The organism is Amycolatopsis sp. NPDC049688 (genome assembly GCF_040674975.1).
Taxonomy (GTDB): Bacteria; Actinomycetota; Actinomycetes; order Mycobacteriales; family Pseudonocardiaceae; genus Amycolatopsis.
In genome coordinates this window covers 825,115-848,529 of record NZ_JBFANY010000003.1, presented here as the reverse complement: position 1 = coordinate 848,529, position 23,415 = coordinate 825,115, and the positions used below count along the sequence as shown (strand labels likewise).

The 23,415-nt window shown below is 74.0% G+C and carries 16 protein-coding genes; 14 read left to right on the top strand and 2 right to left on the bottom strand.

Features of this window, described 5'->3' with window-relative positions; translation table 11 throughout:
• Positions 1-176 precede the first annotated feature (176 nt).
• The 7 genes from AB0J55_RS14990 (at position 177) to AB0J55_RS14960 (ending at position 15,447) form a co-directional block, all read left to right on the top strand.
• Positions 177-2,213, top strand: a complete 2,037-nt coding sequence (locus AB0J55_RS14990) for an MMPL family transporter (RefSeq protein ID WP_364248047.1) — start codon at positions 177-179, stop codon at positions 2,211-2,213.
• The gene (locus AB0J55_RS14985) at positions 2,210-3,595 is read left to right on the top strand and encodes an MFS transporter (protein WP_364248045.1); all 1,386 of its coding nucleotides are present in this window, start codon (positions 2,210-2,212) and stop codon (positions 3,593-3,595) included. The genes AB0J55_RS14990 and AB0J55_RS14985 overlap by 4 nt, the downstream gene beginning before the upstream one ends.
• Positions 3,596-3,687: 92 nt before the next feature.
• Positions 3,688-5,421, top strand: coding sequence for a fatty acyl-AMP ligase (locus tag AB0J55_RS14980; protein ID WP_364248043.1), 1,734 nt, complete (start codon positions 3,688-3,690; stop codon positions 5,419-5,421).
• A complete protein-coding gene (locus tag AB0J55_RS14975; RefSeq protein ID WP_364248041.1) occupies positions 5,418-11,648 on the top strand; it encodes an SDR family NAD(P)-dependent oxidoreductase in 6,231 nt (2,076 codons plus the stop codon). Before AB0J55_RS14980 ends, AB0J55_RS14975 begins: the two co-directional genes overlap by 4 nt.
• Positions 11,648-13,225 carry an acyl-CoA carboxylase subunit beta gene (locus AB0J55_RS14970; protein ID WP_364248039.1) on the top strand — a complete coding sequence of 526 codons (1,578 nt, stop codon included), beginning with the start codon at positions 11,648-11,650 and terminating at the stop codon, positions 13,223-13,225. The genes AB0J55_RS14975 and AB0J55_RS14970 overlap by 1 nt, the downstream gene beginning before the upstream one ends.
• Positions 13,226-13,234: 9 nt before the next feature.
• Positions 13,235-14,209, top strand: a complete 975-nt coding sequence (locus AB0J55_RS14965) for an alpha/beta hydrolase family protein (protein ID WP_364248037.1) — start codon at positions 13,235-13,237, stop codon at positions 14,207-14,209.
• A gap of 29 nt (positions 14,210-14,238) precedes the next feature.
• The gene (locus AB0J55_RS14960; RefSeq protein ID WP_364248035.1) at positions 14,239-15,447 is read left to right on the top strand and encodes a lipase family protein; all 1,209 of its coding nucleotides are present in this window, start codon (positions 14,239-14,241) and stop codon (positions 15,445-15,447) included.
• 51 nt (positions 15,448-15,498) lie between these two features.
• Here AB0J55_RS14960 and AB0J55_RS14955 read toward each other — a convergent pair whose 3' ends face one another.
• On the bottom strand, positions 15,499-16,155 hold the full coding sequence (locus tag AB0J55_RS14955) for a cutinase family protein (protein WP_364248033.1): 657 nt from the start codon (positions 16,153-16,155) through the stop codon (positions 15,499-15,501).
• A gap of 178 nt (positions 16,156-16,333) precedes the next feature.
• A complete protein-coding gene (locus tag AB0J55_RS14950) occupies positions 16,334-17,011 on the bottom strand; it encodes a TetR/AcrR family transcriptional regulator (RefSeq protein WP_364248031.1) in 678 nt (225 codons plus the stop codon).
• A gap of 141 nt (positions 17,012-17,152) precedes the next feature.
• Between AB0J55_RS14950 and AB0J55_RS14945 the strand changes: the two genes are divergently transcribed.
• From AB0J55_RS14945 to AB0J55_RS14915, 7 genes are all read left to right on the top strand, one after another.
• Positions 17,153-18,346: a helix-turn-helix domain-containing protein gene (locus AB0J55_RS14945; protein WP_364248029.1), complete on the top strand. Its 1,194-nt coding sequence runs from the start codon at positions 17,153-17,155 to the stop codon at positions 18,344-18,346.
• A gap of 63 nt (positions 18,347-18,409) precedes the next feature.
• Complete coding sequence (locus tag AB0J55_RS14940) at positions 18,410-19,174, top strand: SDR family oxidoreductase (protein ID WP_364248027.1); 765 nt, start codon at positions 18,410-18,412, stop codon at positions 19,172-19,174.
• Positions 19,171-20,040, top strand: a complete 870-nt coding sequence (locus AB0J55_RS14935) for an SDR family oxidoreductase (protein ID WP_364248024.1) — start codon at positions 19,171-19,173, stop codon at positions 20,038-20,040. The genes AB0J55_RS14940 and AB0J55_RS14935 overlap by 4 nt, the downstream gene beginning before the upstream one ends.
• Positions 20,040-20,780: an enoyl-CoA hydratase family protein gene (locus AB0J55_RS14930; RefSeq protein WP_364248022.1), complete on the top strand. Its 741-nt coding sequence runs from the start codon at positions 20,040-20,042 to the stop codon at positions 20,778-20,780. The genes AB0J55_RS14935 and AB0J55_RS14930 overlap by 1 nt, the downstream gene beginning before the upstream one ends.
• A complete protein-coding gene (locus AB0J55_RS14925) occupies positions 20,770-21,633 on the top strand; it encodes a CoA-transferase (protein WP_364248020.1) in 864 nt (287 codons plus the stop codon). Before AB0J55_RS14930 ends, AB0J55_RS14925 begins: the two co-directional genes overlap by 11 nt.
• On the top strand, positions 21,630-22,361 hold the full coding sequence (locus tag AB0J55_RS14920; protein WP_364248018.1) for a CoA-transferase: 732 nt from the start codon (positions 21,630-21,632) through the stop codon (positions 22,359-22,361). Before AB0J55_RS14925 ends, AB0J55_RS14920 begins: the two co-directional genes overlap by 4 nt.
• The gene (locus AB0J55_RS14915; RefSeq protein WP_364248016.1) at positions 22,358-23,413 is read left to right on the top strand and encodes a nitronate monooxygenase; all 1,056 of its coding nucleotides are present in this window, start codon (positions 22,358-22,360) and stop codon (positions 23,411-23,413) included. Before AB0J55_RS14920 ends, AB0J55_RS14915 begins: the two co-directional genes overlap by 4 nt.
• Positions 23,414-23,415: the final 2 nt, after the last annotated feature.

The window sequence follows — 23,415 nt, the reverse complement described above, 5'->3', positions numbered from 1 at the left end:
TCGGGTTCTGTCACCGCGGGACCAACGGCCGCGCCGGGAATTGTCACCTGCCCGACAAAGGCCGGAACGCTCACCGGGGAAAGGGTTTCCGCGATCCGATTTGTGAACCGGGACGGTATCTTCGCGCCCCCGCTGGTTGTTAGCGTGATCAACCGGCACGCGGGAGGAGAACACCGATGACGGCGCTCGTTTCCTGGTGCTTCCGCCGGGCCGGCGTCGTCGCCGTGCTCTGGCTGGTGGCACTCGGCGGGCTCGCGGCCGCCGCGGTGCACACCGGCGCGGCCTTCCGCGACACGGTGGAGCTGCCCGCCGCGGACAGCACCGCGGCGGCGCACCGGCTGGGCGGGGCCGGTGCCGCGGAACGGGTCGTCGTCCGTGCGCCGGACGGGCCGGTCGACACCGGCCCGGGCCGCGCCCGGCTCGACGCGCTCGCCGCCCGGCTGGCGGCCCTGCCGCACGTCGCGTCCGTCGCGCCGCCGCCCGGCGAGGTGTCGGCCGACCGGCGGACCGCGGTGCTCACCGTGCGGTTCGACGCACCCGCCGCGGACCTCGGGCAGCCGGCGGCCGACGCGTTCGCCGCCGTCGTCCGGGGCGCCGCGGGCCTGACCGCCGGGGCGTCCGGCGAGCTCGCCGCGATGACGGCCGCCGCGCCGGACCTGGGCAACGCCGGGATCGGCCTGCTCGCCGCGGCCCTCGTGCTGCTGCTGACCTTCCGCTCGGCGAGCGGCGTCCTGCTGCCGATTCTCACCGCGTCGGTCTCGGTCGGCTGCGCGCTGGCCGCGGTGACGCTGTTGTCGCACGTCATGACCGTCCCGAAGATCAGCACCGAGATCGCCGCGCTGCTCGGGCTCGGCGTCGGCGTCGACTACGCGCTGTTCGTGCTCACCCGGTTCCGGCAGAGCCGCCGGGAGGGCGCCGGGCCGGCGGCGGCGCTGGCCGTGGCGGCGGCGACGTCCGGCCGCAGCGTGGTCTTCGCCGGCGTCACCGTGTGCGTCTCGCTGGCCGGGATGGTCACCGTCGGCCTGCCGTTCCTGAACGGGATCGCGGCGGCGGCCGCGGTTTCGGTGCTGCTGACCGCGTTCGCCGCGCTCACCCTGCTGCCCGCGCTGCTGCGGCCCGCCGCCCGCCGGATGCGCCCGAGACCGGACGGCGCCGACGGCCGCTGGGCCCGGATGGCGCGTTCGGTGACCGCGCGGCCCGGCCCGTACACCCTCGCCGCGCTGGTGCTCGTGGCCGTGCTCGCGCTGCCGGCGACCGGCCTGCGGCTCGGCGTCCCGGGTGCGGCCCTCGACCCGCCCGGCAGCGTCACCCGGACCGCCGCCACCCTGCTGGCCGAGGGCTTCGGGCCGGGTGCGGACGCACCGCTGCTGGTGACCGGAACCGACGGCGCTTCGGTGGGCCTGCTGCGGGACGCCCTGCTCGCGAGCGCCGAGGTCGGGCCGCCTGCCGCCCTGCCCGGCGGCGGCTGGGTGCTCACGGTCATCCCGCGGACGGCCCCGGACGACCCGGCGACCGAGGCGCTGCTGGCCTCGACGCGGGTGATGGCCGACGTCATCGCCGGGCCGGGCACGCACGTCGGCGGCGTCGTCGCGGCCCGCGCCGACTTCTCGGCGGCCATCACCGGACGGCTGCCGCTGTTCCTCGCCTCGGTCGTCGGGATTTCCGTGCTGCTGCTCGCGTGGGTGTTCCGCAGCGTGCTGATCCCGCTGACCGCGGCGGTGATGAACCTCCTGACGGCGGCCGCGACGGCCGGCGCGGTGGTGTTCGCCTTCGGCGGTCCGATCGAGCCGTACCTGCCGGTGTTCCTGTTCGCCGGGCTGTTCGGCCTGTCGATGGACTACGAGGTGTTCCTCATCGCCCGCATCCAGGAGGCGTGGCGCCGCCACGGCGACACGCGGGCGAGCTGTAACAGCCGGGGGCTTCGCCACCCGGACCCCCTGAAAGGGGCCATCGTCGACGGCGTCGCCGCGACCGGCCGCACCATCACCGCGGCCGCGCTGATCATGGCGCTGGTGTTCGTGTCGTTCGCCTTCGTCGACGCCCGGGTGGTGCGCGAGGCCGGCGTCGGGCTGACGGTCGCCGTGCTGCTGGACGCGGTCGTGGTCCGGTGCGTGCTCGTCCCGGCGGTGATGAGCCGGCTGGGCGCGGCGAACTGGTGGTTCCCGGGACGGCGCGCGGCCGCCGTGCGCGAGCCGGTGGGGAGCGTGCGGTGACGCGGCGGACGTTGACCGTGCTCGCGCTGGGCGCGTTCGTGACCACGCTGGACAACACGATCGTCGCGGCGGGCGCGCCGTCGATCGCCCGCGACCTCGCCCTCGAACTCGGGGCCCTGCCGTGGATCGCGCTCGGCTACATGCTGCCGTTCGCCGGGTTGCTACTGGTCGCGGGCGCGCTGGTGGACCGCTGGGGCCGGCGGCGGACGCTGACCGCCGCCCTGCTCGCGTTCGGCGCCGGGGCGGCCGCGGGCGGGTTCGCCGGGACGCTGTGGCTGCTGATCGCCGCCCGCGTGCTGCAGGGCATCGCGGCCGCCTTTCTCGTGCCGGGCCTGCTGAGCCTGCTGCGCACGAATCTCGACGCGCGCGGCCGGACGCTCGGCGCGGCGGTGTGGACGGCGTGCCTCGCGGCGGCGCTGGCCCTCGGCCCGGCGCTCGGCGGGGTGCTGAGCGAATACCTCGGCTGGGGCTGGATCTTCTTCGTCAACCTCCCGTTCGTGGCGGCGATGCTCGTGCTGCTGCCCTCGACCGTGCCGCCCAGCGGGGCGGGAGGGACCCGGGCGCCGCCGCTCGGCGCGATGGCCGCGGTGACGGCGAGCCTGGTGCTGCTCACCACCGCGCTGGCCGAACCACGGTTCGCGCAGCCGCTGTTCGCTGCGGCCGTGGTGCTCGGCCTGGGGTTCGTCATCCGGGAACGGCGGGCGCGGGAGCGGCTCGTCCCGGCGGCCCTGACCGGCAACCGGGTGTTCGCAGGCTCGCTCGCGCTGCAGCTGTTGTGGGGTCTGGGGATCTCCGGGATCTTCTTCTTCACCCCGTTGCTGCACCAGGAGTTCCTGGGCCTCGGCCCGGTCGGCGCCGGGCTGCCGCTGGTGCTGGTCGCGGTCGCGGTGGCGGCCGCGACCCCGCTGGTCCCGGCGGCCGCCGCCCGCGCCGGTCCACATCGGACGGTCGCGGGCGGGCTGGCCGTGGTCGGTGCCGGGCTGCTCGCCCTCGCCGCGGTGGACCACGTGCCGCAGCTGTGGCCGCGGGTGCCGGGCATGGTCCTGATCGGGGCGGGCTCGGCCTTCACCGTCCCGATGACGTCGCACGCGCTCGACGTGGTGGCCGAGCGGTACTCCGGCACCGCGTCGGGCCTGCTCACCGCGGCGCGGGAGCTGTCGAGCGCCCTCGGCGTCGCGCTGATCGGCGCGGTGCTGACCGCGGTGCGCGGGGCCCGGCTGGAATCCGGCGCGCCGGCCGGGGCCGCGCTGGCCGGTGGCTACACCGCCGGGCTGCTCACCGCGGCCGGGCTGACGTTCGCCGGTGCCCTGCTGGCCGCCCGCGTGTTGCGGGAGCGGTCCGCGGACATCTCGTCGCCACATGACAAACACGCTGTCCCGTAACCCGTTTCCCGATGAGTATCCCGGATCGATCCGTTGACAACCGCACGGGCGCGGCTATTCACTGCGCCGGTAAACGCTCTCTGCGAGGACGCATGGAAACCATTTCCCAGCCGGTTCCCGTCACCGGCGGCGGTTCGTTCGCGACCCTGCTGGGTCACTGGGCGCGCCGGCTCGGCGACCGGACCGCCGTGACCCACCTGGACCACCGCGGCGGCGGGGACGGCCGCGCGCTCACGCTGACCTGGCGCGAGCTCGACGACCGGGTCGAGGCCGTCGCGGTGCGACTGTCCGAAGTGGCCGTTCCCGGCGAGCGGGCCGCCGTGCTGGCGGGGCAGTCCGCCGGCTACGTCGTCGCCTTCCTCGGGGCGCTGCGGGCCGGGCTGGTCGCGGTGCCGCTGTTCGCGCCCGGCCTGCCCGGGCACGCCGGGCGGCTGGCCGCGGCGCTCGCCGACTGCGGCCCGCGCGTCGTGCTGACCACGGCCGGGGAGCACGACGAAGTCACCCGGTTCCTCGCCGGTGCGCCGGTCGATCCGGTCGTGCTCGCCGTCGACACCGTGCCGCCGGCCGCCGGGGCTCGCGAGTGGCCCGAGCCCGATCCGGACTCCCCGGCCTACCTGCAGTACACGTCGGGGTCCACGCGCTCGCCGGCCGGGGTCGTGCTGACCCACCGCAACGTGCTCGCCAACGCCCGCCAGGCGTGCGCGGCCTACGGGGCCGAGAGCGGGACGACGTCGGCGGTCAGCTGGCTGCCGCTGTTCCACGACATGGGCCTGATCCTCGGCATCGGCGCGCCGATGGCCGGCGGGCTGGAGTCGGTCCTGATGGACCCGCTGGCGTTCCTCGAACGGCCCGCGCGCTGGCTGCGCGCCCTGTCCGCGAGCCCGGGCGCGATCAGCGCGGCGCCCAACTTCGCCTACGCCTACTGCGCTTCCCGTGTGACGGAGGCCGAGAAGGTCTACCTGGAGCTCAGCCGGGTCGTTTCGTTGATCAACGGCAGCGAGCCGGTGCTGCCGGCCACGATCGCCCGGTTCCACGACGCTTTCGCGGAGTGCGGGCTGCGGCCGGAGGTGCACCGGTCGTCGTACGGCCTGGCCGAGGCGACCGTGCTGGTTTCCGTGACGGACGCCGGGAAGGCGCCGCGGCAGGTGACGTTCGACCGGGACCGGCTCGCGGCCGGGTACGCCGTGCCGGCCGGACCCGGCGCGTCCGCCACGACGCTCGTCTCGTGCGGCCGTCCGGCCGGGCAGCGGGTGCGGATCGCCGACCCGGTGACCGGCGAGCCCGCCGCACCGGGGGAGGTCGGCGAAATCCGGGTCAGCGGCCCGAACGTCGGCCGCGGCTACTGGGGACGCGCCGAAGCGTCGGTGGCCACCTTCGGGCTGCCGCCGCTCGACCCGGACACCGGCGAGGGCTGGCTGGCGACCGGCGACCTCGGCGTGCTGTTCGAGGGCGAGCTGTTCGTCACCGGCCGCCTGAAGGACCTGGTCGTCGTCGACGGCCGCAACCACTACCCGCAGGACATCGAGCAGACCGTCGAGGAACACCCGGTCGTGCGGCCGCATTCGGCGGCGGCCTTCGCCGTCGACGCCGGGGACGGCGAAGCCGCGGTCGTCGTCCTGGAACGCGCGAAGGACACCGAGGCCGACATCGCCGCGGCGACGGCGGCACTGCGGGCGGCCGTGTCGGCCGGGCACGGCCTGCGCCTGCACGACGTCGTCTTCCTGCCGCCGGGCGAGGTACCGCGGACCTCCAGCGGGAAGATCAGCCGGGCGCGCTGCCGGAAGTCCTACCTGGACGGTGTGCTCACCGCCCGGCGGCTCGGATGAGCGCGCCCGACGCGGCGGCGATCCGCGCCTGGCTGACCGCCCGGATCGGTGAGGCCGACCCGGACCGGCCGCTGCACGAAGCCGGGCTGTCCTCACGGGACGCGACGAGCCTGGCGGCCGACCTCGGCCGGTTCGTCGGCCGCACCCTGGCCCCGACGCTGGTGTGGCAGTACCCGACGATCACCGCACTCGCCGACCACCTGTCCGAAGTGGACAGGGATACGGTGCACGTGCCCCTGCCGGAGGACGGGGAGCCGATCGCGATCGTCGGCCTCGGCTGCCGCCTGCCGGGCGGGATCGAGTCCCCGGAGGCGTTCTGGCGCTTCCTGGACGCCGGTGGCGACGGGATCGGCGACGTCCCCGAAGGACGTTGGGAGACGTTCGTCCCGGCCGGAGATCTCGCCGGCGTGCCCGTGCGCGGTGGTTTCCTCGCCGACGTCGCCGGGTTCGACGCGGCCTTCTTCGGCATCACGCCGGGCGAGGCCGCGGCGATGGACCCGCAGCAGCGGATCCTGCTGGAGGTCGCGTGGGCGGCGCTGGAGCACGCCGGGATCCCGCCGTCGGCCCTGCGCGGCAGCCGGACCGGGGTGTTCGTCGGGCTGTCGGCCACCGAATACGGCTCGCTGACGATGACGGACGTCGCCGGCGTCGACGTCTGGTCCGGCACGGGCGCGGCGGCCAGCATCGCCGCGAACCGGCTCTCGTACCTGCTCGACCTGCGCGGGCCCAGCCTCACCCTCGACACGGCGTGTTCGTCGTCGCTGGTCGCGGTGCACCAGGCGGTGCAGAGCCTGCGCCGCGGCGAGAGCGAGGTCGCGCTCGTGGCCGGGGTGAACGTGGTGCTCTCGCCCGGGATCACGGCCGGGTTCCAGCGGGCGGGCGTGCTCGCCGCGGACGGCCGCTGCAAGCCGTTCGACGCCGGCGCCGACGGGATCGTCCGCGGCGAGGGCTGCGGGGTGGTCGTGCTGAAGCCGCTGCGGGCGGCGCGCGGCGACCGGGTGCTGGCGGTGATCCGCGGCAGCGCGGTGAACTCCGACGGCCGCTCCAACGGCCTGACCGCCCCGAACCCGGACGCCCAGGTGGCCCTGCTGCGCGACGCGTACTCCGCGGCGGGCGTCGATCCGTCCACTGTGGACTACGTCGAGGCGCACGGGACCGGCACGCCGCTGGGCGACCCGCTGGAGGCCGGGGCCCTGGCCACGGTGCTCGGGTCGCGCGAACCCGGCCGTCCGCTGCTGCTGGGGTCGGTGAAGAGCAACCTGGGCCACCTCGAAGGGGCGGCCGGGATCACCGGGCTGCTGAAGGTGGTCCTGGCGATGACCCACCGGCGGCTGCCGCCGAGCCGGCACTTCCGCGAGCCGAACCCGCACATCGACTTCACGGACCTGCGGGTGGTCGCCACGGGCACGGACTGGCCCCGGTATTCCGGGACGGCCCGGGCCGGGGTGTCGGCCTTCGGCTTCGGGGGAACCAACGCGCACGTCGTGCTCGAGGAGTGGCCGGCGGCGTCGTTCCCGGCGCGGGGCGGGGCCGGCGGGCCACAGGTGTTCGCGCTCTCGGCCCGGTCGGCGGAGTCACTGCGTGCGCGGGCCGGGGAGCTGGCGGACTGGCTGGCGGAGAGTGACGTGCCCCTCGGCGCGGTGGCCTCGACGCTGGCCCACCGGCGGGAGCACCTGCCGGTGCGCGGCGCGGTGGTCGCCGAGGACCGCGACGACCTGGTCGCGGCCCTGCGAGAGCTGGCCGCCGGGCGGGGAATGGCGGGCGCCGACTCGGTGGGCGGACTCGCTGCCGGGCCCCAGCGCCCCGATCTGGCGTTGGGTGCGCTGGACGCACCGAACGACACATGGGGGCGTTCGGGGCCTGTCTTCGTGTTCTCCGGATACGGGTCGCAGTGGTCCGGGATGGGCCGCGAACTCCTCCGCTCCGAACCCGCCTTCCGCGCCGAAATCGATGCGCTCGACCCCGTCTTCCGGGCCGAAGCCGGGTTCTCGCTCGGCGATGCCCTCCAGCAGGACCTCCCGGACCTCGCCGCCACCCAGCTCACCCTCTTCGGGATGCAGCTCGCCCTGGCCGCGCTGTGGCGGGCGCACGGCGTCACCCCCGCCGCCGTGCTCGGGCACTCCATGGGCGAGGTGGCCGCCGCCGTCGTGGCCGGGGCGCTCGATGTGGCCTCCGGGCTGAAGGTCATGGCCGCCCGGGCGCGGCTGCTCGCCGAGGTCGATGCCCGGGGCGGTGGGGCGATGGCCGTCGTCGAACTCTCCGCCGCCGAACTGGCGGACTTCCCCGAGGTCACCATCGCCGTGTACGCCTCGCCGACCCAGTGCACCATCAGCGGGGCCGCCGGCGATGTCGAGACCGTCGTCGCGCACGCCGAGAGCCTCGGGCGCCTCGCCCGGCGGCTGCCGGTCGGCGGGGCCGGGCACTCCGCCGCCGTCGAGCCCGTGCTCGGCCGGTTCCGGGCGGCCCTCACCGGGCTCACCACCCAGCGACCCGGGATTGCCTGCTACAGCAGCGTTCTCGACGATCCCCGCGAGAGGCCCGCCTTCGACGCCGGGTACTGGGCGGCCAACCTGCGCCGTCCGGTGCGGTTCAGCCAGGCCGTCGCCGCCGCGGCCGGCGACGGGCACGCCGTCTTCGTCGAGATCTCGCCGCACCCCGTCGCCCTCGCCGCGATCGAGCAGGCCGATGTGCTCGGCCTACCCTCGGCGAGCCGCCGGGTCGACGAGCGGACCGCGTTCCTCACCAGCCTCGCCCGGCTGCACGTCCTCGGGCTCCCCGGGGTCCTGGCCGCCCGCCCGCAGACGCCGCCGGTCGAGCTGCCCGGCCCGGTGTGGCGGCACGAACGCTTCTGGCCCCGCCGGGCCGTCCGCACCGGCGGCACGCACCCCCTGCTCGGCGTGCACATCGAGGATCCGGGCGGCGGCCACCTGTGGCGCGGTGACGCCGGGACCGCGGCGCTGCCGTGGCTGGCCGATCACACCGTGGCCGGGAAGCCGGTGTTCCCGGCCACCGGTTTCCTCGAACTCGCGCTCGCCGCCGGGCCGGGCCGGCACGTCCACGACCTCCAGCTGCAGGAACTCCTCCCGCTCGGCGAGCACACCGAGGTGACGACGAGCCTGCGCGGGACCGAGCTGACCGTGCACACCAGGACCGCGCAGGGCCAGTGGGTCCGGCACGCCATTGCCTGGATCGGCTCCGGCGGCACGCCGTCGGCGCCGTTCGGGGCGACGCACGGCGAGCCGGTCGACGTCTACCGGGCGCTGGCCGGTCTGGGCCAGTCCTACGGCCCGGCCTTCCGCGGCCTGCGCCGGGTGACCGCCGCGTCCGGCCGCGCGTCGGCGTCGATCGCCCTGCCCGAGGCCGACCACCCCGCCTACGTGCTGCACCCCGCGCTCGCCGACGCCTGCCTGCACGCGCTGGCCGCCGCCGTCGGCGAGGCGGACACGCTGTACCTGCCGCTCACCGTCGGCGAGGTGGTGGTGGCCGGCGATCCGCGCCGCGGCGTGCGGGTGGACGCCGTTCTCCACGAGTCCGGCGACGGCGTGCTCGGCAGCGTCCAGCTGGTCGACGCCGGCGACGTCGTCCTGGCCGAGTTCCGCGACGTCTACTGCCGCCCGTACCGCGACGCGGCGACGACGCGGTTGCTGTACGAGGCGGCCTGGCAACCGGCGGAACTGCCGCCCGCGCCGGACCGGGCACACCGCTGGATCGTGCTGTCCGACGACGACGTCCGCGAGTTCGCGGGCGACGACGTCCGGACCGCCCGGCTCGGCGACCGGGCCGAGCTGGCGAAGCTGCTGCGCGACGGCGAACCGACCGCGGTCCTCGCGCTGCTCGGCGGGGCGGCCGGGCCGGATCCGGCACGCGGCGCGTGGCTGGTCGAGACGGTGGCCGGGATCGTCGCCGAACTCGCCGAACTGCCGGTGGCGCCGCGGTTGTGGCTGGCCGGCGACGGCGATCCCGGCCTGGCTGCGCTGCGCGGGCTCGTGCGCGTGCTGGCGTTCGAGCACCCCGAACTGCGGGTGAGCCTGGTCGAGGGCGGGGCGGACCGGCTGCGGGACGAGGTCCGCGCGGACGGGCCGGACGACGAGGTCGCCTGGCGCGACGGCGTGCGGTCCGTGCGGCGCCTGGTCCGCCCGGCCTCCGGCGACCCGGTGCGGGAGCCGGTCCGCGACGGCGCCTACGTCATCACCGGCGGCCTCGGCGGACTCGGCCTGGCCGCGGCGAGGTGGCTGGCCGAGCGGGGTGCGACGCGGCTGGTGCTCAACAGCAGGCACGCCGCCGATCCCGGGCTCGGCGACCTCGGTGCCGACATCCGGGTGGTGCCCGGCGACATCGCCGCCCCGGGCACGGCCGAAACCCTGGTCGCGGTGGCCGTCGAAGGGGGCGTGCCGCTGCGCGGGGTGCTGCACGCCGCCGGCGTCCTGGCCGACGGCGCCGCGATCAGCCTCGACGCCGAGGCGCTCGACGCCGTCTGGCGGCCGAAGGCGCTGGGCGCCTGGCGGCTGCACGAAGCGACCGCCGGGCACGACCTCGACTGGTGGCTGGTGTATTCGTCGGCGGCCGCGCTGTTCGGCTCGCCGGGCCAGTCCGCGTACGCCACGGCGAACGCGTGGACCGAGGCCCTGGTCGCGTGGCGCCGCGACCGGGGCCTCCCCGCGGCGGCGATCGGCTGGGGCGCCTGGGGCGAGGTGGGCGCGGCGGCCGGCTCGGCCAACCCGGTGCTCGACCCGCTCGGCACCGAAGAAGCGTTGTCCGCGCTGGAGTTCGTGCTGGCGCGCGACCGCGCGGCGACCGGCGTCGCCCGGGTGGACCCCGGGACCGTGCTGGAGCTGTTCCCGCGGCTGGGGGAGCGGCCGTTCTTCACGCTCTTCTCCCCGTCAGCCCCACAGTCCACATGGGACGGTATCGACGCACTGCGCGGCACCTCGCCCGGCGCCGCCCACGCCGCCATCGCCGACCACCTGGCCGGGCTCGTCGCGGACCTCCTGGGGCTGGGCGAAGTCGAGCGGACCGTGCCGCTCACCCGGCTCGGGCTCGACTCCCTGTCGGCGATGCGGGCCAGGGGCGCGGTGGAACGCGACTTCGGGCTGCCGCTGCCGATCCCGCTGCTCCTGCGCGGGGCCAGCCTGGACGAGCTCGCCGGGCACCTGGCCGAGCAGGCCGGTTTCGGGCCGGCCACGCCGGTCGCGACGGTCGTCACCGGGCCGCGGGACCCCGCCGAACGCTGGGTCGCCCGGCACTGGCGGGCCGTGCTGGGCGGCCCGGAACCGGGCGTGCACGACGACTTCTTCACCGCCGGCGGCGACGCCGGACGCGCCCGGCAGCTGGCAGCCGCGTTCGCGGAACACCTGACCGAGATTCCCGGCGGTCTGTTCGCGACCCCCACGATCGCCGCGATGGCCGACCTGCTGCGCGCGGAGCTCGAAGGGCACGGCGGCGGCCCGGTGCGGCTGCTGCGGGACGGCATCGCGGAGCCGGTGTTCCTGTTCCACCCGGCGGGCGGGACGGCCAGCGTGTACCGCGAGCTCGTCCGGCTGCTCCCGGAAGGGCCGCCGGTGTACGGGTTCGAGCGCCTCGACGACGAGGACACCGTCGAGGGCAAGGCGGCCCGCTACGCCGGGCTCATCCGGGACCTCCAGCCCCACGGCCCGTACCGGCTGGGCGGCTGGTCGTTCGGCGGCTGCCTCGCCTACGAGACCGCGCGCTGCCTCGGCGGCGCCGAGCTCGTCTTCCTGATCGACACCATCCTGCCGCTGCCCGCCCCGGGAAAGCCGGCGGACGAGCTGCTGCTGGACCGGTTCGACCGGTTCGCCGAGCACATCTCGCGCACCTACGGCGTGCCGTTCGCGGTGCCCCGCGGCGAACTGGCGGAGCTGGACGAGGACGCTCAGATCCAGTGGGTCTTCGCCAAGCTGACCGAACTGGTGCCGGACATGGGCGCCGGGGTCCTGCGGCACCAGTACGAGTCCTATGTGGACGCGCGGGTCGCCGAGCGGTACCGGCCGGCGCCCTACGACGGGCGCGTGGTGCTGCTGCGCGCCCAGGACCCGCACCCGCTCACCACGGCGCTGGACCCGCGCTACCTGCGCACCGACGACACCCTCGGCTGGGACGAGTACTGCGGCGCGCTCGAAGTCGTGCGGGTCCCGGGCGACCACGTGTCGATGATCGACCCGCCGCACGTGGCGGTGCTGGCCGAGCGGCTCGGGACGGTGGTGCGGTGATGGACGAGCTGACCCCGACCACGGCGTTCCGGATCGCCGACCTCGCCGCCCGGCAGGACGAAGCCGTGCGGATCGCCGAAAAACGGGCCGTCGACCGGCAGCACGCCAAGGGCAAGCTCACCGCGCGGGAGCGGATCGGGCTGCTGCTGGACGCCGGGTCCTTCGTGGAGCTCGACCAGTTCGCCCGGCACCGCTGCGCCGAGTTCGGGATGGACGCCAACCGGCCGTGGGGCGACGGCGTCGTCACCGGGCACGGCACCGTCGACGGGCGCCAGGTCTGCGTGTTCTCCCAGGACTTCAGCGTCTTCGGCGGCAGCCTCGGCGAGGCGTCGGGCGAGAAGGTCCTCAAGCTGATGGACCTGGCCATGACGATCGGCTGCCCGGTCGTCGGGATCAACGACTCCGGCGGCGCGCGGATCCAGGAGGGGGTCGTCTCGCTGGCGTACTACGCCGAGCTCGGCCGCCGCAACGCCCACGCCTCCGGCGTCATCCCGCAGATCTCGATGATCATGGGCCCGTGTGCCGGCGGGGCGGTCTACGCACCGGCGATCACCGACTTCACCGTCATGGTCGAGGCGACGTCGCACATGTTCGTCACCGGTCCGGACGTCGTGCAGGCCGTCACCGGCGAACGCGTCACCGCCCAGGAGCTCGGCGGCGCGGCCGTGCAGTCCGAAGTGGCCGGCAACGCCCACCACCGGGCCGTCGACGAAGAGGACGCCGTCGAGTGGGTGCAGACGCTGCTCGGCTACCTGCCCGCCAACAACCTCGACCCGGGCCCCGAGTACGCCGACGACACCAGTCCGGTGGTCACCCCGGCCGATCTCGAGCTCGACCGGCTGGTGCCCGACTCGCCGAACCAGACCTACGACATGGCCGAGCTGATCGTCCGGCTGGTCGACGACGGCGAGTACACCGAAGTCCACAGTGCCTTCGCGCCCAACATGATCTGCGCGTTCGGCCGGATCCAGGGCCGCTCGGTCGGCATCGTGGCGAACCAGCCGCGGCACCAGGCCGGCGTGCTCGACATCGACGCGTCGGAGAAGGCCGCGCGGTTCGTGCGCTTCTGCGACGCCTTCGGCATCCCGCTGCTCACCCTCGCCGACGTCCCCGGCTACCTCCCGGGCCGCGACCAGGAACGCGGCGGCATCATCCGCCGCGGCGCCAAGCTGATCTACGCCTACTCGGAGGCCACCGTGCCGAAGGTGACCGTGGTCGTCCGCAAGGCCTACGGCGGCGGGTACGCGGTGATGGGCTCCAAGCACCTCGGCGCCGACGTCTCGATGGCCTGGCCCACCGCGGAAATCGCGGTGATGGGCGCCGAAGGCGCGGTGCGGGTGCTCTACCGGCGGGAGCTGGCCGCCCTGCCGCCCGGGGAGCGGGAGGCGGCCCGCCGCCGGCTCACCGAGGAGTACCGCAAGCGCCACGGCGGCCCGTACCTGGCCGCCGAACGTGGCTACGTCGACCAGGTCGTCACGCCGTCGCAGACCCGCCTCCAGGTGGCGCGGGCACTGCGGACCCTGCGCACCAAGCGGCAGACCCTGCCGGCCAGGAAACACGGAAACATCCCCCTCTGAGGAGCTCCCATGAAGCGGATCGCCCTGCTGGCGCTGTCCGTCGTCCTGCTGGTCGCCGGGGCCGGCGTGACGCCCGCCCAGGCGAGCCCGGCCGTGGCCGACGACGGCGCGAAAGTCGTCCAGGAGACCTGGCTGGACGCCCGGACCGCCGACCTGCAGATCAGCTCGCCCGCACTGGGCACGACCGGGATGGTCCGGGTGATCGTGCCGTCCGGCTGGGCCGCGCAGCCCGCGCGGACCTGGCCCGTGCTGTACCTGCTGCACGGCTGCTGCGAGCCGGTCGACTACCGCTCGTGGGACCAGTTCACCGACGTGAAAGCGTTCACCGCGGCCAAGGACGCGCTGGTCGTGATGCCGACGGACGGCCCGGCGGGGATGTACACGAAGTGGTGGAACTTCGGGCTGAAGAACACCCCCGACTGGGACACCTTCCACACCGCCGAAGTGCGGCAGATCATCGAGCGCGGCTACCGCGGCGGGACGCGCCGGGCGGTCGCCGGGCTGTCGATCGGCGGGTACGGCGCCATGGCGTACGCGTTCAAGCACCCCGGGATGTTCGGCGCGGCCGCCTCCTACAGCGGCGTCCCGAACACGCTGTACCCGGGGATCCCGGTGTGGATCATCGGCATCCTGGCCAGGGCCGGCATCTTCAACTACCTGAACCTCTGGGGCGATTCGTTCGGGATGCAGCCGATCTGGTCGGCGAGCAACCCCTACGACCACGTCGACCAGCTGCGCGGCACCGCGCTCTACGTCTCGTGCGGCAACGGGCAGACCGGGCCGCTCGACCCGCCGGGGCAGGCGGACTTCCTGGAGTCGACGGCGGAGATGTCGTCCCGCAGCTTCACCGACCGGCTGCGGACCGCCGGCATCCCGGCGACCGTCGACTACTACGGGCCCGGCACGCACAGCTGGCCGTACTGGCAGCGGGCCCTGCACCAGTCGTGGCCGGTCCTGGCCGGCGCGCTCGGCCTCCCGGCCTGAGCGGATTCCTTTCCCCGATGGAGGTTGTGGTGAAGCACGCCCGTGTCCGCGCCGTGGTTTCGGCGCTCCTGACCTGCTGCCTGGTGGCCTTGGGGATCGCGGCCGCGAGCCCGCCCGCCGGTGCGGCGCCCCTGCTGCCCGGGCCGTTCGACGACTCCTTCTACACCCCGCCCTCTCCGCTGCCGGCCGGGAACCCGGGTGAGGTCATCCGCTGGCGGCCCGCGGTGCCGCTGCTGAACGCGCTCAACGCCGACGCCTGGCAGGTCATGTACCTGTCGACGAACGCCCTCGGCAACCGGGACGCGGTGACCGGGACGATCCTGGTGCCCAAGGGTGTCGACCCGGCCAAGGCGCCGATCGTCGGCTACGCCGTCGGCACACAGGGCCCGGCGTTCAAGTGCACGGCGTCCAAGGCGATGGAACGCGGCACGCTCTACGACCAGCCCGCCATCAACGACTCGCTGTCCAGCGGCTACGCGGTCGCGGTGACCGACTACGAGGGCTACTCGCCGTCGACCGTGCCGACCTACATCACCGGGCAGTCCATGGGGCCGGCCGTGATCGACTCGGTGCGGGCGGCGCAGGACCTTCCGTCCGCGCGGCTTTCCAAGAGCGCCAAGGTGATCTTCCAGGGCTACTCGCAGGGTGGCGGCGGTTCGATGTGGGCCGGGGAGAAGCAGCCCACGTACGCGCCGGAGCTGAACGTCGTCGGCGTGGTCGCGGGCGGCGTCCCGGCCGACCTGACCGAGGTCGCCAAGGGGCTCGACGGGTACATCGGCTTCGGGTTCCTGGCCTTCGCCGCGGTCGGGCTCGACGCCGCGTACCCGGACCTGAAGCTCGACTCGTTCCTCAACGACACCGGACGTCAGCAGCTGGCGGAAGCGAAGAAGAACGCGTGCACCGCGGAACTGCTGCTGAACTACTCGTTCAAGAAGATCAGCGACTACACGACGACCAACCCGCTGGGCACGCCGCAGTGGCAGGCGCGGCTGGCGCAGAACAAGCTGGGCGCCCACCCGCCGCGGGTGCCGGTGTTCCAGTACCACGCGAGCACCGACGAGATCGTCAACACCCCGCAGGCGGAGACGCTGCACCGGGCGTACTGCGCGGCCGGCGTCCGCGAGCAGTGGACGACCTACGTCGCCGAGCACGCCAGCGGAATCCTGGCCGGGAACGCGGACGCGCACCAGTGGATCGTGAATCGCTTCAACGGCCAGACCGCGCCGTCGAACTGCTGAGAAAACCGTGAAGGCCACCCCGGGCAATTCCGGGGTGGCCTTCACGGGAATTCAGACCTTGCTCGCGACGAAGGTGGCGGCGTCGCCGGCCTGGTTGCCGTAGCTGAGGTGGGCCAGGATGTTGAGGCCGCCCGCCTGGCAGATCGGGTCGCCGTCGGCGCAGTAGTCCTTGGTGCGGCCGGCGTAGGTGCCGGTGACCGATCGGCCGATCGCACGGATCGGGTTGCCGAACAGCACGATGGCCGCGATCCGGGGCGCCAGGTCCGCCGGGATGGTGGCGACGATCGGGCCGCCGACGATCGCGCCGTCGCTGCTGATGCCGATCGAGTTGTCGACGACGTTGGCGCCCTGCGAGTAGCCGGCCAGGACGAACCGCTGGGCGGGGCAGGCCGCAGCCTGCGACCGCACGTGGTTCACCAGGTCGGTGTTGCCGCGCTGCACCGACGCGGGCTCGCCGAGGTCGGCCGGGTAGTCGACGCGGTAGCTGCTCACCGACCGCGGGCGCAGCCGGTTCTGCACGGCCTGGAAGACCGGGTCGCCGACGATGAGGCCGAGCGTGCCGGGTTCGCCGGTGCCGCGGGCCACCGCCACGTCGATGTCGGTGCACGGGGCGGCCGACGCCGCCGGCGCGGCCGCCACGGTGAGCCCGGCGACGGCGAAGCCGACGGCGGCCACGGCGGAAAGCAGGCGTTTCTGGGGAGCGCTCATCACTGATCACACCTCGTTGTGGGAAAAGGGGGTCGGCAAGCGCTTTCCGGTCAACCGGAAAAAGGGGACGACGCTTGCGGTGAAGGCAGCGTCGCAGCGCTTGCCGACCCCGGCAAGAGGTGATTTCGATTCGGACCGGGAATTGTCCGGCCGGTGACAAACAGTCCCCAGTGGACGCTCAGGTGACGCACTGCCCGGCGGGCTGCGGGCGGTCGACGTGGTCCAGCAGCGCGGGATCCAGGCCGCGCAGGGCGGCCATCACGAACCCGGTGGCCAGTTCGCCCGAAGCGATCGGGTCGAGCCCGGGGGAGTGGGAGACGTGCATCGCGGCCCGTCCGACGAGACCCACCATCATCGCGGCGAGCAGGTCCGCGCTCGGCCCGACCGGCCGGCCGTGCGCGATCAGGTGTTCGCGGATCTGGCCGAGCACCAGGGTGGCGACGGTGTCGGCCAGCGCGCGGCGCTCGTTCGACATCTCGTCGACGGCCGAGTCGAACAGCAGCCGGAAGCTCTCCGGGTGGGCGCCGGCGTAGCTGAACATGGCCATCACCGCCTTCCGGACGCGCTCTTCCAGCGGGCGCGGGCCCGCCGTTTCGTAGGCCTTGACGACCCAGTCGCGCACGGCGGCGACTTCCCGGCTGACGGTGGCGCGGAAAAGGGCCGCTTTGTCGCCGAAATGGGCGTAGAGCGTCGGTTTGGTGGAATCGGCGCGCTCGGCGATCAGCCCCATCGTGGCCTGCGCGTAGCCCCGTTCGGCGAACACCGCGCGGGCGGCGTCGAGCAGTTCGTCGTCGGTGGGCCGGGCGGCCGGGCTGCGGCGGGGGCTGGATCGATCAGGAGGGCTGGGCCGGCTCATGGAGGTGTACTGTACGGTCTCCCTGCTTTACTGTCAGGTAAAGCACGCTCCGTGATATCCGGGGCTTCGCCCCGGGTCGGGGGCTCCGCCACCCGGATCCCCGAAAGAGTTGCGATCGCCGTCCCCGGTGGAGGAACCCTGGTGTCCCGCGACAGTGCTCGGCAAAGCGTCCCGGCTCCCCGGGACGCCGGTGAGGATGTTCTCCGGAGGAAAGAGCTGGCCGCGCTGATGCGCCCGGCGTTGCCGGGGCTGGCCGACGGGATCGTCCGCGAGGTGCTGCGGGCCGTCCCGGTCTACGCCCGGCCGGGCGACGGCGCCTACGGGCGGGTGACCCGGCACGGCGTCGAGTGCGCCGTCGCGCTCTTCGTGGACCTCGTCGAAGATCCGCAGGCCTCGCGCGAGCGGCTGTTCGAGACGTGCCGCCGGCTCGGCGCGGGCGAGGCGCGCGAAGGCCGGAGCCTCGACGACCTGCAGGCGGCCTACCGCGTCGGCACCCGCGTCGGCTGGCGCTGGATCATGCGGCTGGGCCGGCGGCACCGGCTGTCGTCGGCGGTCATGGCGCAGCTGGCCGAGATGCTGTTCGGCTACGCCGACGAGCTCGCCCGGATGTCGAGCCGGGGCCACCGCGAAGCCCGCGCGGAGATCGAGGGCACCCGGGCCGGCCTGCGACGGCGGCTGCTGCGGCTGCTGACCGGCCCGGGTGCCGTCCCGGACGCGGTCCTCGCCGAACTCGCGTCGGCGGCGGGCTGGCCGGTGCCCCGCGAGGTGGTGGCGGTGGCCGCCGAGCGGACCACCGGCACGTCGTGGGGGCCCGACGCCCTCGCCGACCTCGACCCGCCGCAGCCGTACCTGCTGCTGCCCGCGCCGGTGGACGCGCGGACCCTGACCCGGCTCGGCACCCGCGTCGCGGTCGGGCCGCCGGTGGAGCTCGGCGCGGCGGCGCACTCCCTGCGCTGGGCGCGCGCGGCGTTGCGGCTGGTCGCGGACGGCGCGCTCCCGGACACGCCGGTGACGTGGTGCACGGAGCACCTGACGGATCTGTGGCTGCTGTCCGACGCGCCGCTGGCCGAGCAGGTCGCCCTCCGGCAGCTGGCCCCGCTGGACCAGTTCCCGGAGCGCACGCGCCGCCGTCTCGGCGAGACGCTGCTGTCGTGGCTCCAGAACGGCGGGAATTCCGAAAAGATCGCGGTGGAGCTTTCGGTGCACCCCCAGACGGTCCGCTACCGCGTGCGCCAGCTGAAGCAGGCCTTCGGCGACCGCCTCGACGACCCGGACGCGCGGTTCGCCATGCAGGCCGCGCTGCGGGCGTCCGGGTTCCGCTCGTCCGGAGTGTGACCCCCGGCTGCCTTGTCCCGAGCGAGAACATGTTCTAGTTTTGGGGCGGAAGGTGGTGTGCCGGTGAAGACCGATCTCGGGTTGGCCGGCGCCGTGGTGCTGGTCACCGGCGGCGTCCGGGGCGTGGGTAAGGGGATCAGCGCGGTGTTCCTGGCCCAGGGTGCGCACGTCGTCACCTGCGCGCGGCGCGAGACCGCGACCGGGGCCGAGTTCCTCCGGTGCGACGTGCGGGACGAAGAACAGGTTTCGGCTCTGGTCGCCGGGATCGTCTCCCGGCACGGGCGCCTGGACGTGGTCGTCAACAACGCCGGTGGGGCGCCGTACGTGTCCGCGGCGGAGGCGTCGCCGCAGCTGCACGAAAAGATCGTGCAGCTGAACCTCCTGGCGCCGTTGCTGGTCGCGCAGCACGCGAACGCGGTGATGCAGCGGCAGGAGTCCGGCGGGTCGATCGTGATGATCTCCAGCGTCAGCGGGACCCGGCCCTCGCCGGGGACCGCGGCCTACGGCGCCGCGAAGGCCGGGCTGGACAACCTGACCGCCAGTCTCGCCGTCGAGTGGGCACCCAAGGTCCGGGTCAACGCCCTGGACGTGGGGATGGTGCGGACCGAGCAGTCCCACCTGCACTACGGGAGCGAGGCCGCGGTCGAGGCGGTCGGGAAGACCGTGCCGCTCGGCCGGCTCGCCGAGCCGGAGGAAATCGGGCACTGCGCCGCGTTCTTGGCTTCCCCGCTGGCTTCTTATGTGTCGGGAGCGACGTTGCGGGTGCACGGCGGGGGAGAGGTCCCGGCGTTCTTGGCGGCGGCGGATGTCAATCGGGAGGATGCGTGAGCGGGTTGTGCCAGGGCCGCGTGGTCGTCGTGACGGGCGCGGGCCGGGGGATCGGGCGGGCGCACGCGCTGGCGTTCGCGGCCGAGGGCGCGTCGGTGGTGGTGAACGACGTGGACGCCGGCGCGGCCGCGGAAGTCGTCGCGGCGGTCGGGGACCAGGCGGTCGCGAACACCTCCGACGTCGCCGATTGGGCGGGGGCGAAGGAGCTGATCGGGACGGCGCTGGAGCGGTTCGGCCGCCTGGACGTGCTGGTCAACAACGCGGGGTTCCTCCGCGACCGGATGCTGGTCAACCTGGGCGAGGACGAATGGGACGCGGTCGTCCGCGTGCACCTGAAAGGGCATTTCGCGCCCCTGCGGCACGCCGCCGAGCACTGGCGGGCCGAGGCGAAGGCGGGGCGCACACCGCAGGCGCGGGTGATCAACACCAGCTCCGGTGCCGGTCTGCTGGGCAGCGTGGGCCAGGGCAACTACTCGGCCGCGAAGGCCGGGATCGCCGGACTGACCGTGGTGGCCGCGGCCGAGTTGGCTCGTTATGGCATCACGGTGAACGCGATCGCCCCGGCCGCGCGGACGCGGATGACCGAAGGGGTCTTCGCGTCGATGGCGCGGCCGGACACCGGCTTCGACGCGATGGCGCCGGAGAATGTCTCGCCGCTGGTCGTCTGGCTGGGCAGCGAGGAGTCCGGGCACGTGACCGGCCGGGTCTTCGAAGTCGAAGGCGGGAAGGTCTCCCTCGCGCAGGGCTGGCGGCACGGCCCGGTCGTGGACAAGGGCGAGCGGTGGGAACCGGCCGAGCTCGGCCCGGTGGTGAAGGAGCTGCTCGAGCAGGCGCCCGAGCCCGAACCCGTCTACGGAGCGAGCTGATGGGCATCCTGACCAAACGCGACGGGCACATCGAGGTCGTCACCGTCGACTTCCCGCCGGTCAACGCGCTGCCGGTGCAGGGCTGGTTCGACCTCGCCGACGCGATCACCCAGGCCGGCCGTGACCCGGAGGTGCACGTGGTGATCCTCCGCGCCGAGGGGCGCGGCTTCAACGCCGGGGTCGACATCAAGGAGATCCAGCGCAGCGAGGGCTTCGACGCCTTGGTCGGGGCGAACCGGGGCTGTTATGCGGCTTTCGGCGCGGTCTACGACTGCGAGGTGCCGGTGGTCGCGGCGGTGCACGGGTTCTGCCTCGGCGGCGGCATCGGCCTGGTCGGCAACGCGGATGTGATCGTCGCCTCGGAAGACGCGACCTTCGGGGTCCCGGAGGTGGAACGCGGCGCGCTGGGCGCGGCCACGCACCTGGCGAGGCTGGTGCCGCAGCACCTGATGCGCACCCTCTACTTCACCGCCCGCAAGATCACCGCCGCCGAACTGCACACCCACGGCTCGGTGTACCGGGTCGTGCCGCGCGCGGAGCTCGACGAAGCGGCCCTGGAAGTCGCCCGGGACATCGCGAAGAAGGACCCGCGGGTCATCCGCGCGGCGAAGGAAGCCCTGAACGGCATCGACACCCAGCAGGTGCACCGCAGCTACCGGTTCGAGCAGGGGTTCACCTTCGAGCTGAACCTGCTCGGCGCGTCCGACGAAGCCCGCGAGGAGTTCTTGAATGGCCGATAAGCGCACGACCGCCGACGACGTGGCGGCCGAGCTCCGCGACGGCATGACCGTCGGCATCGGCGGCTGGGGGTCCCGCCGCAAGCCGATGGCCCTGGTCCGCGCGATCCTGCGCACCCCCGTGAAGGACCTCACCGTGGTGTCCTACGGCGGCCCGGACGTCGGCCTGCTCTGCGCGGCCGGGAAGGTGAAGCGGGTCGTCTTCGGGTTCGTCACCCTGGATTCGATCCCGTACGACCCGTGGTTCGGCCGCGCCCGCGAGACCGGGGCGATCGAGGTCACCGAGTACGACGAGGGCATGTTCGGCACGGCGTTGTCGGCGGCGATGCAGCGGCTGCCGTTCCTGCCGACGCGGGCCGGGCTGGGCTCGGAGGTGATGCGCGCCAACCCCGGCCTCCGCACCGTGCGCTCGCCGTACGACGACGGCGAGGAGCTCGTCGCGGTTCCGGCGCAGCACCTCGACGTGGCCTTGGTGCACCTCAACCGCGCGGACGCCCGCGGCAACGCCCAGTACCTCGGCCCGGACCCGTACTTCGACGAGCTGTTCGCCCTGGCCGCGGACAAGTGCTTCGTGTCGGCCGAGAAGGTCGTCGAGACGGCGGAGCTGACTTCCGCCGGGCCGGTGCAGTCGCTGCTGCTCACCCGCGGCGCCGTCGACGGGGTGGTGGAGTCGCCGCGCGGCGCGCACTTCACCACGGCGGTCCCGGACTACGGGCGGGACGAGCGGTTCCAGCGGCACTACGCCGCGTGCGCCAAGGATCCCGAGGCGTGGCCGGGGTTCGCGGACCGGTTCCTCTCCGGGGACGAGCGGCGGTATCTGTCCGAAGTGGACAAGTTCGGAGCGGAGGCGGCATGAGCGCGACCCGGGCCGAGATCGCCGTGGTGGCGGTGGCCGAGCTGTTCCGCGGCGACGGCGAGATCCTGGTCAGCCCGATGGGGCTGATCCCGCAGCTGGGCGCGAAACTGGCGCGGCTGACCTTCGAGCCGGACCTGCTGATGTCCGACGGCGAAGCGCAGCTCGTGACGCCGGACGGCGTCGTCGAGGGCTGGCAGCCGTTCCGCAGGATGCTCGACACGATCGTCCCGCACGGACGCCGGCACGTCGTGATGGGCGCGAACCAGATCGACCGGTACGGCAACCAGAACATCTCCGCCATCGGCGACCACGCCCGGCCGAAGAAACAGCTCCTCGGCGTGCGCGGTGCCCCCGGCAACACGATCAACCACCGGACGAGCTACTGGGTGCCCCGGCACTCCACCCGGGTGTTCGTGGACACCGTGGACGTCGTTTCCGGTGTGGGGTACGACAACGCGGCCAAAGCCGGCCCGTCGGCGCAGCGGTACCACGACGTGCACCGGGTCGTCTCGAACCTCGGCGTGTTCGACTTCGGCGGCCCGGACCACGCCATGCGCGCGGTGTCCCTGCATCCGGGCGTCACCCGCGACGAGGTCACCGCGGCGACGACGTTCCAGATCGACTTCACCGGCACCGGCACCAGCCGCGAACCGGACGAGGCCGAACTGCGGCTGCTGCGCGAGGTCGTCGACCCGGAAAGCCTGCGCGACAAGGAAGTCCCGGCGTGAAGACCGCCCTGACCCGGCTGGTCGGCGTCGACCACCCGGTCGTGCAGACCGGGATGGGCTGGGTGGCCGGGCCGCGGCTGGTCACGGCGACCGCGGAAGCCGGCGCCCTCGGCATCCTCGCCTCCGCCACGATGACGTTCGGCGAGCTGGAAGCGGCCATCGCGGAGGTCAAGAAGCGGACGGACAAGCCGTTCGGCGTCAACCTGCGCGCGGACGCGGTGGACGCCGGGGACCGGGTCGACCTGCTTATCCGCGAAGGGGTCAAGGTGGCGTCGTTCGCGCTCGCGCCGCGGAAGGAGATGATCGCGAAGCTGCGCGACCACGGCGTCGTCGTGATCCCGTCGATCGGCGCCGCCCGGCACGCCGAGAAGGTCGCCGCGTGGGGTGCGGACGCCGTCATCGTCCAGGGCGGCGAGGGCGGCGGGCACACCGGGGGCGTGGCCACCACGCTGCTGCTGCCTTCGGTGCTCGACGCCGTCGACATCCCGGTCGTCGCGGCCGGCGGCTTCTTCGACGGCCGCGGGCTCGCCGCCGCCCTGGCCTACGGCGCCGCGGGCGTGGCGATGGGCACCCGGTTCCTGCTGAGCAAGGAGAGCACGGTCCCCGACGAGGTCAAACGCCTCTACCTGGAGCAGGGCCTCACCGGAACGGTCGTCACCCGGCGCGTCGACGGCCTCCCGCACCGCGTGCTGCGCACCGAACTGGTCGACAGGCTCGAACGCACCGGCCGCGTCCGCGGCCTCGCCCAGGCCGCCCGCAACGCCCTGCGCTTCCGGAATATCACCGGCCTGTCCCCGGTTGCGATGTTACGGGAAGGCCTTGCGATGAAGCACGGCAACGATCTGACCTGGAGCCAGCTGGTGATGGCGGCCAACACCCCGATGCTGTTGCGGGCGGGACTGGTCGACGGCCGGACGGACGCCGGAGTGCTAGCGTCGGGACAGGTGGTGGGCATGATCCACGACCTGCCCACGGTGGCGCAGATCGTCGAGGGCGCAGTGGCCGAGGCAGGTGAGATCCTGCGGCGGCTCGGCCGGGAAACGGGAGGATGAGG

Excerpts from the sequence above, each read along its gene's own strand:
- AB0J55_RS14930 (WP_364248022.1), top strand. The coding sequence starts at position 20,040 with ATGGGCATCCTGACCAAACGCGACGGGCACATCGAGGTCGTCACCGTC.
- AB0J55_RS14980 (WP_364248043.1), top strand. The coding sequence starts at position 3,688 with ATGGAAACCATTTCCCAGCCGGTTCCCGTCACCGGCGGCGGTTCGTTC.
- AB0J55_RS14950 (WP_364248031.1), bottom strand. The coding sequence starts at position 17,011 with ATGAGCCGGCCCAGCCCTCCTGATCGATCCAGCCCCCGCCGCAGCCCG.
- AB0J55_RS14920 (WP_364248018.1), top strand. The coding sequence starts at position 21,630 with ATGAGCGCGACCCGGGCCGAGATCGCCGTGGTGGCGGTGGCCGAGCTG.
- AB0J55_RS14990 (WP_364248047.1), top strand. The coding sequence starts at position 177 with ATGACGGCGCTCGTTTCCTGGTGCTTCCGCCGGGCCGGCGTCGTCGCC.
- AB0J55_RS14955 (WP_364248033.1), bottom strand. The coding sequence starts at position 16,155 with ATGAGCGCTCCCCAGAAACGCCTGCTTTCCGCCGTGGCCGCCGTCGGC.
- AB0J55_RS14975 (WP_364248041.1), top strand. The coding sequence starts at position 5,418 with ATGAGCGCGCCCGACGCGGCGGCGATCCGCGCCTGGCTGACCGCCCGG.
- AB0J55_RS14965 (WP_364248037.1), top strand. The coding sequence starts at position 13,235 with ATGAAGCGGATCGCCCTGCTGGCGCTGTCCGTCGTCCTGCTGGTCGCC.
- AB0J55_RS14970 (WP_364248039.1), top strand. The coding sequence starts at position 11,648 with ATGGACGAGCTGACCCCGACCACGGCGTTCCGGATCGCCGACCTCGCC.
- AB0J55_RS14925 (WP_364248020.1), top strand. The coding sequence starts at position 20,770 with ATGGCCGATAAGCGCACGACCGCCGACGACGTGGCGGCCGAGCTCCGC.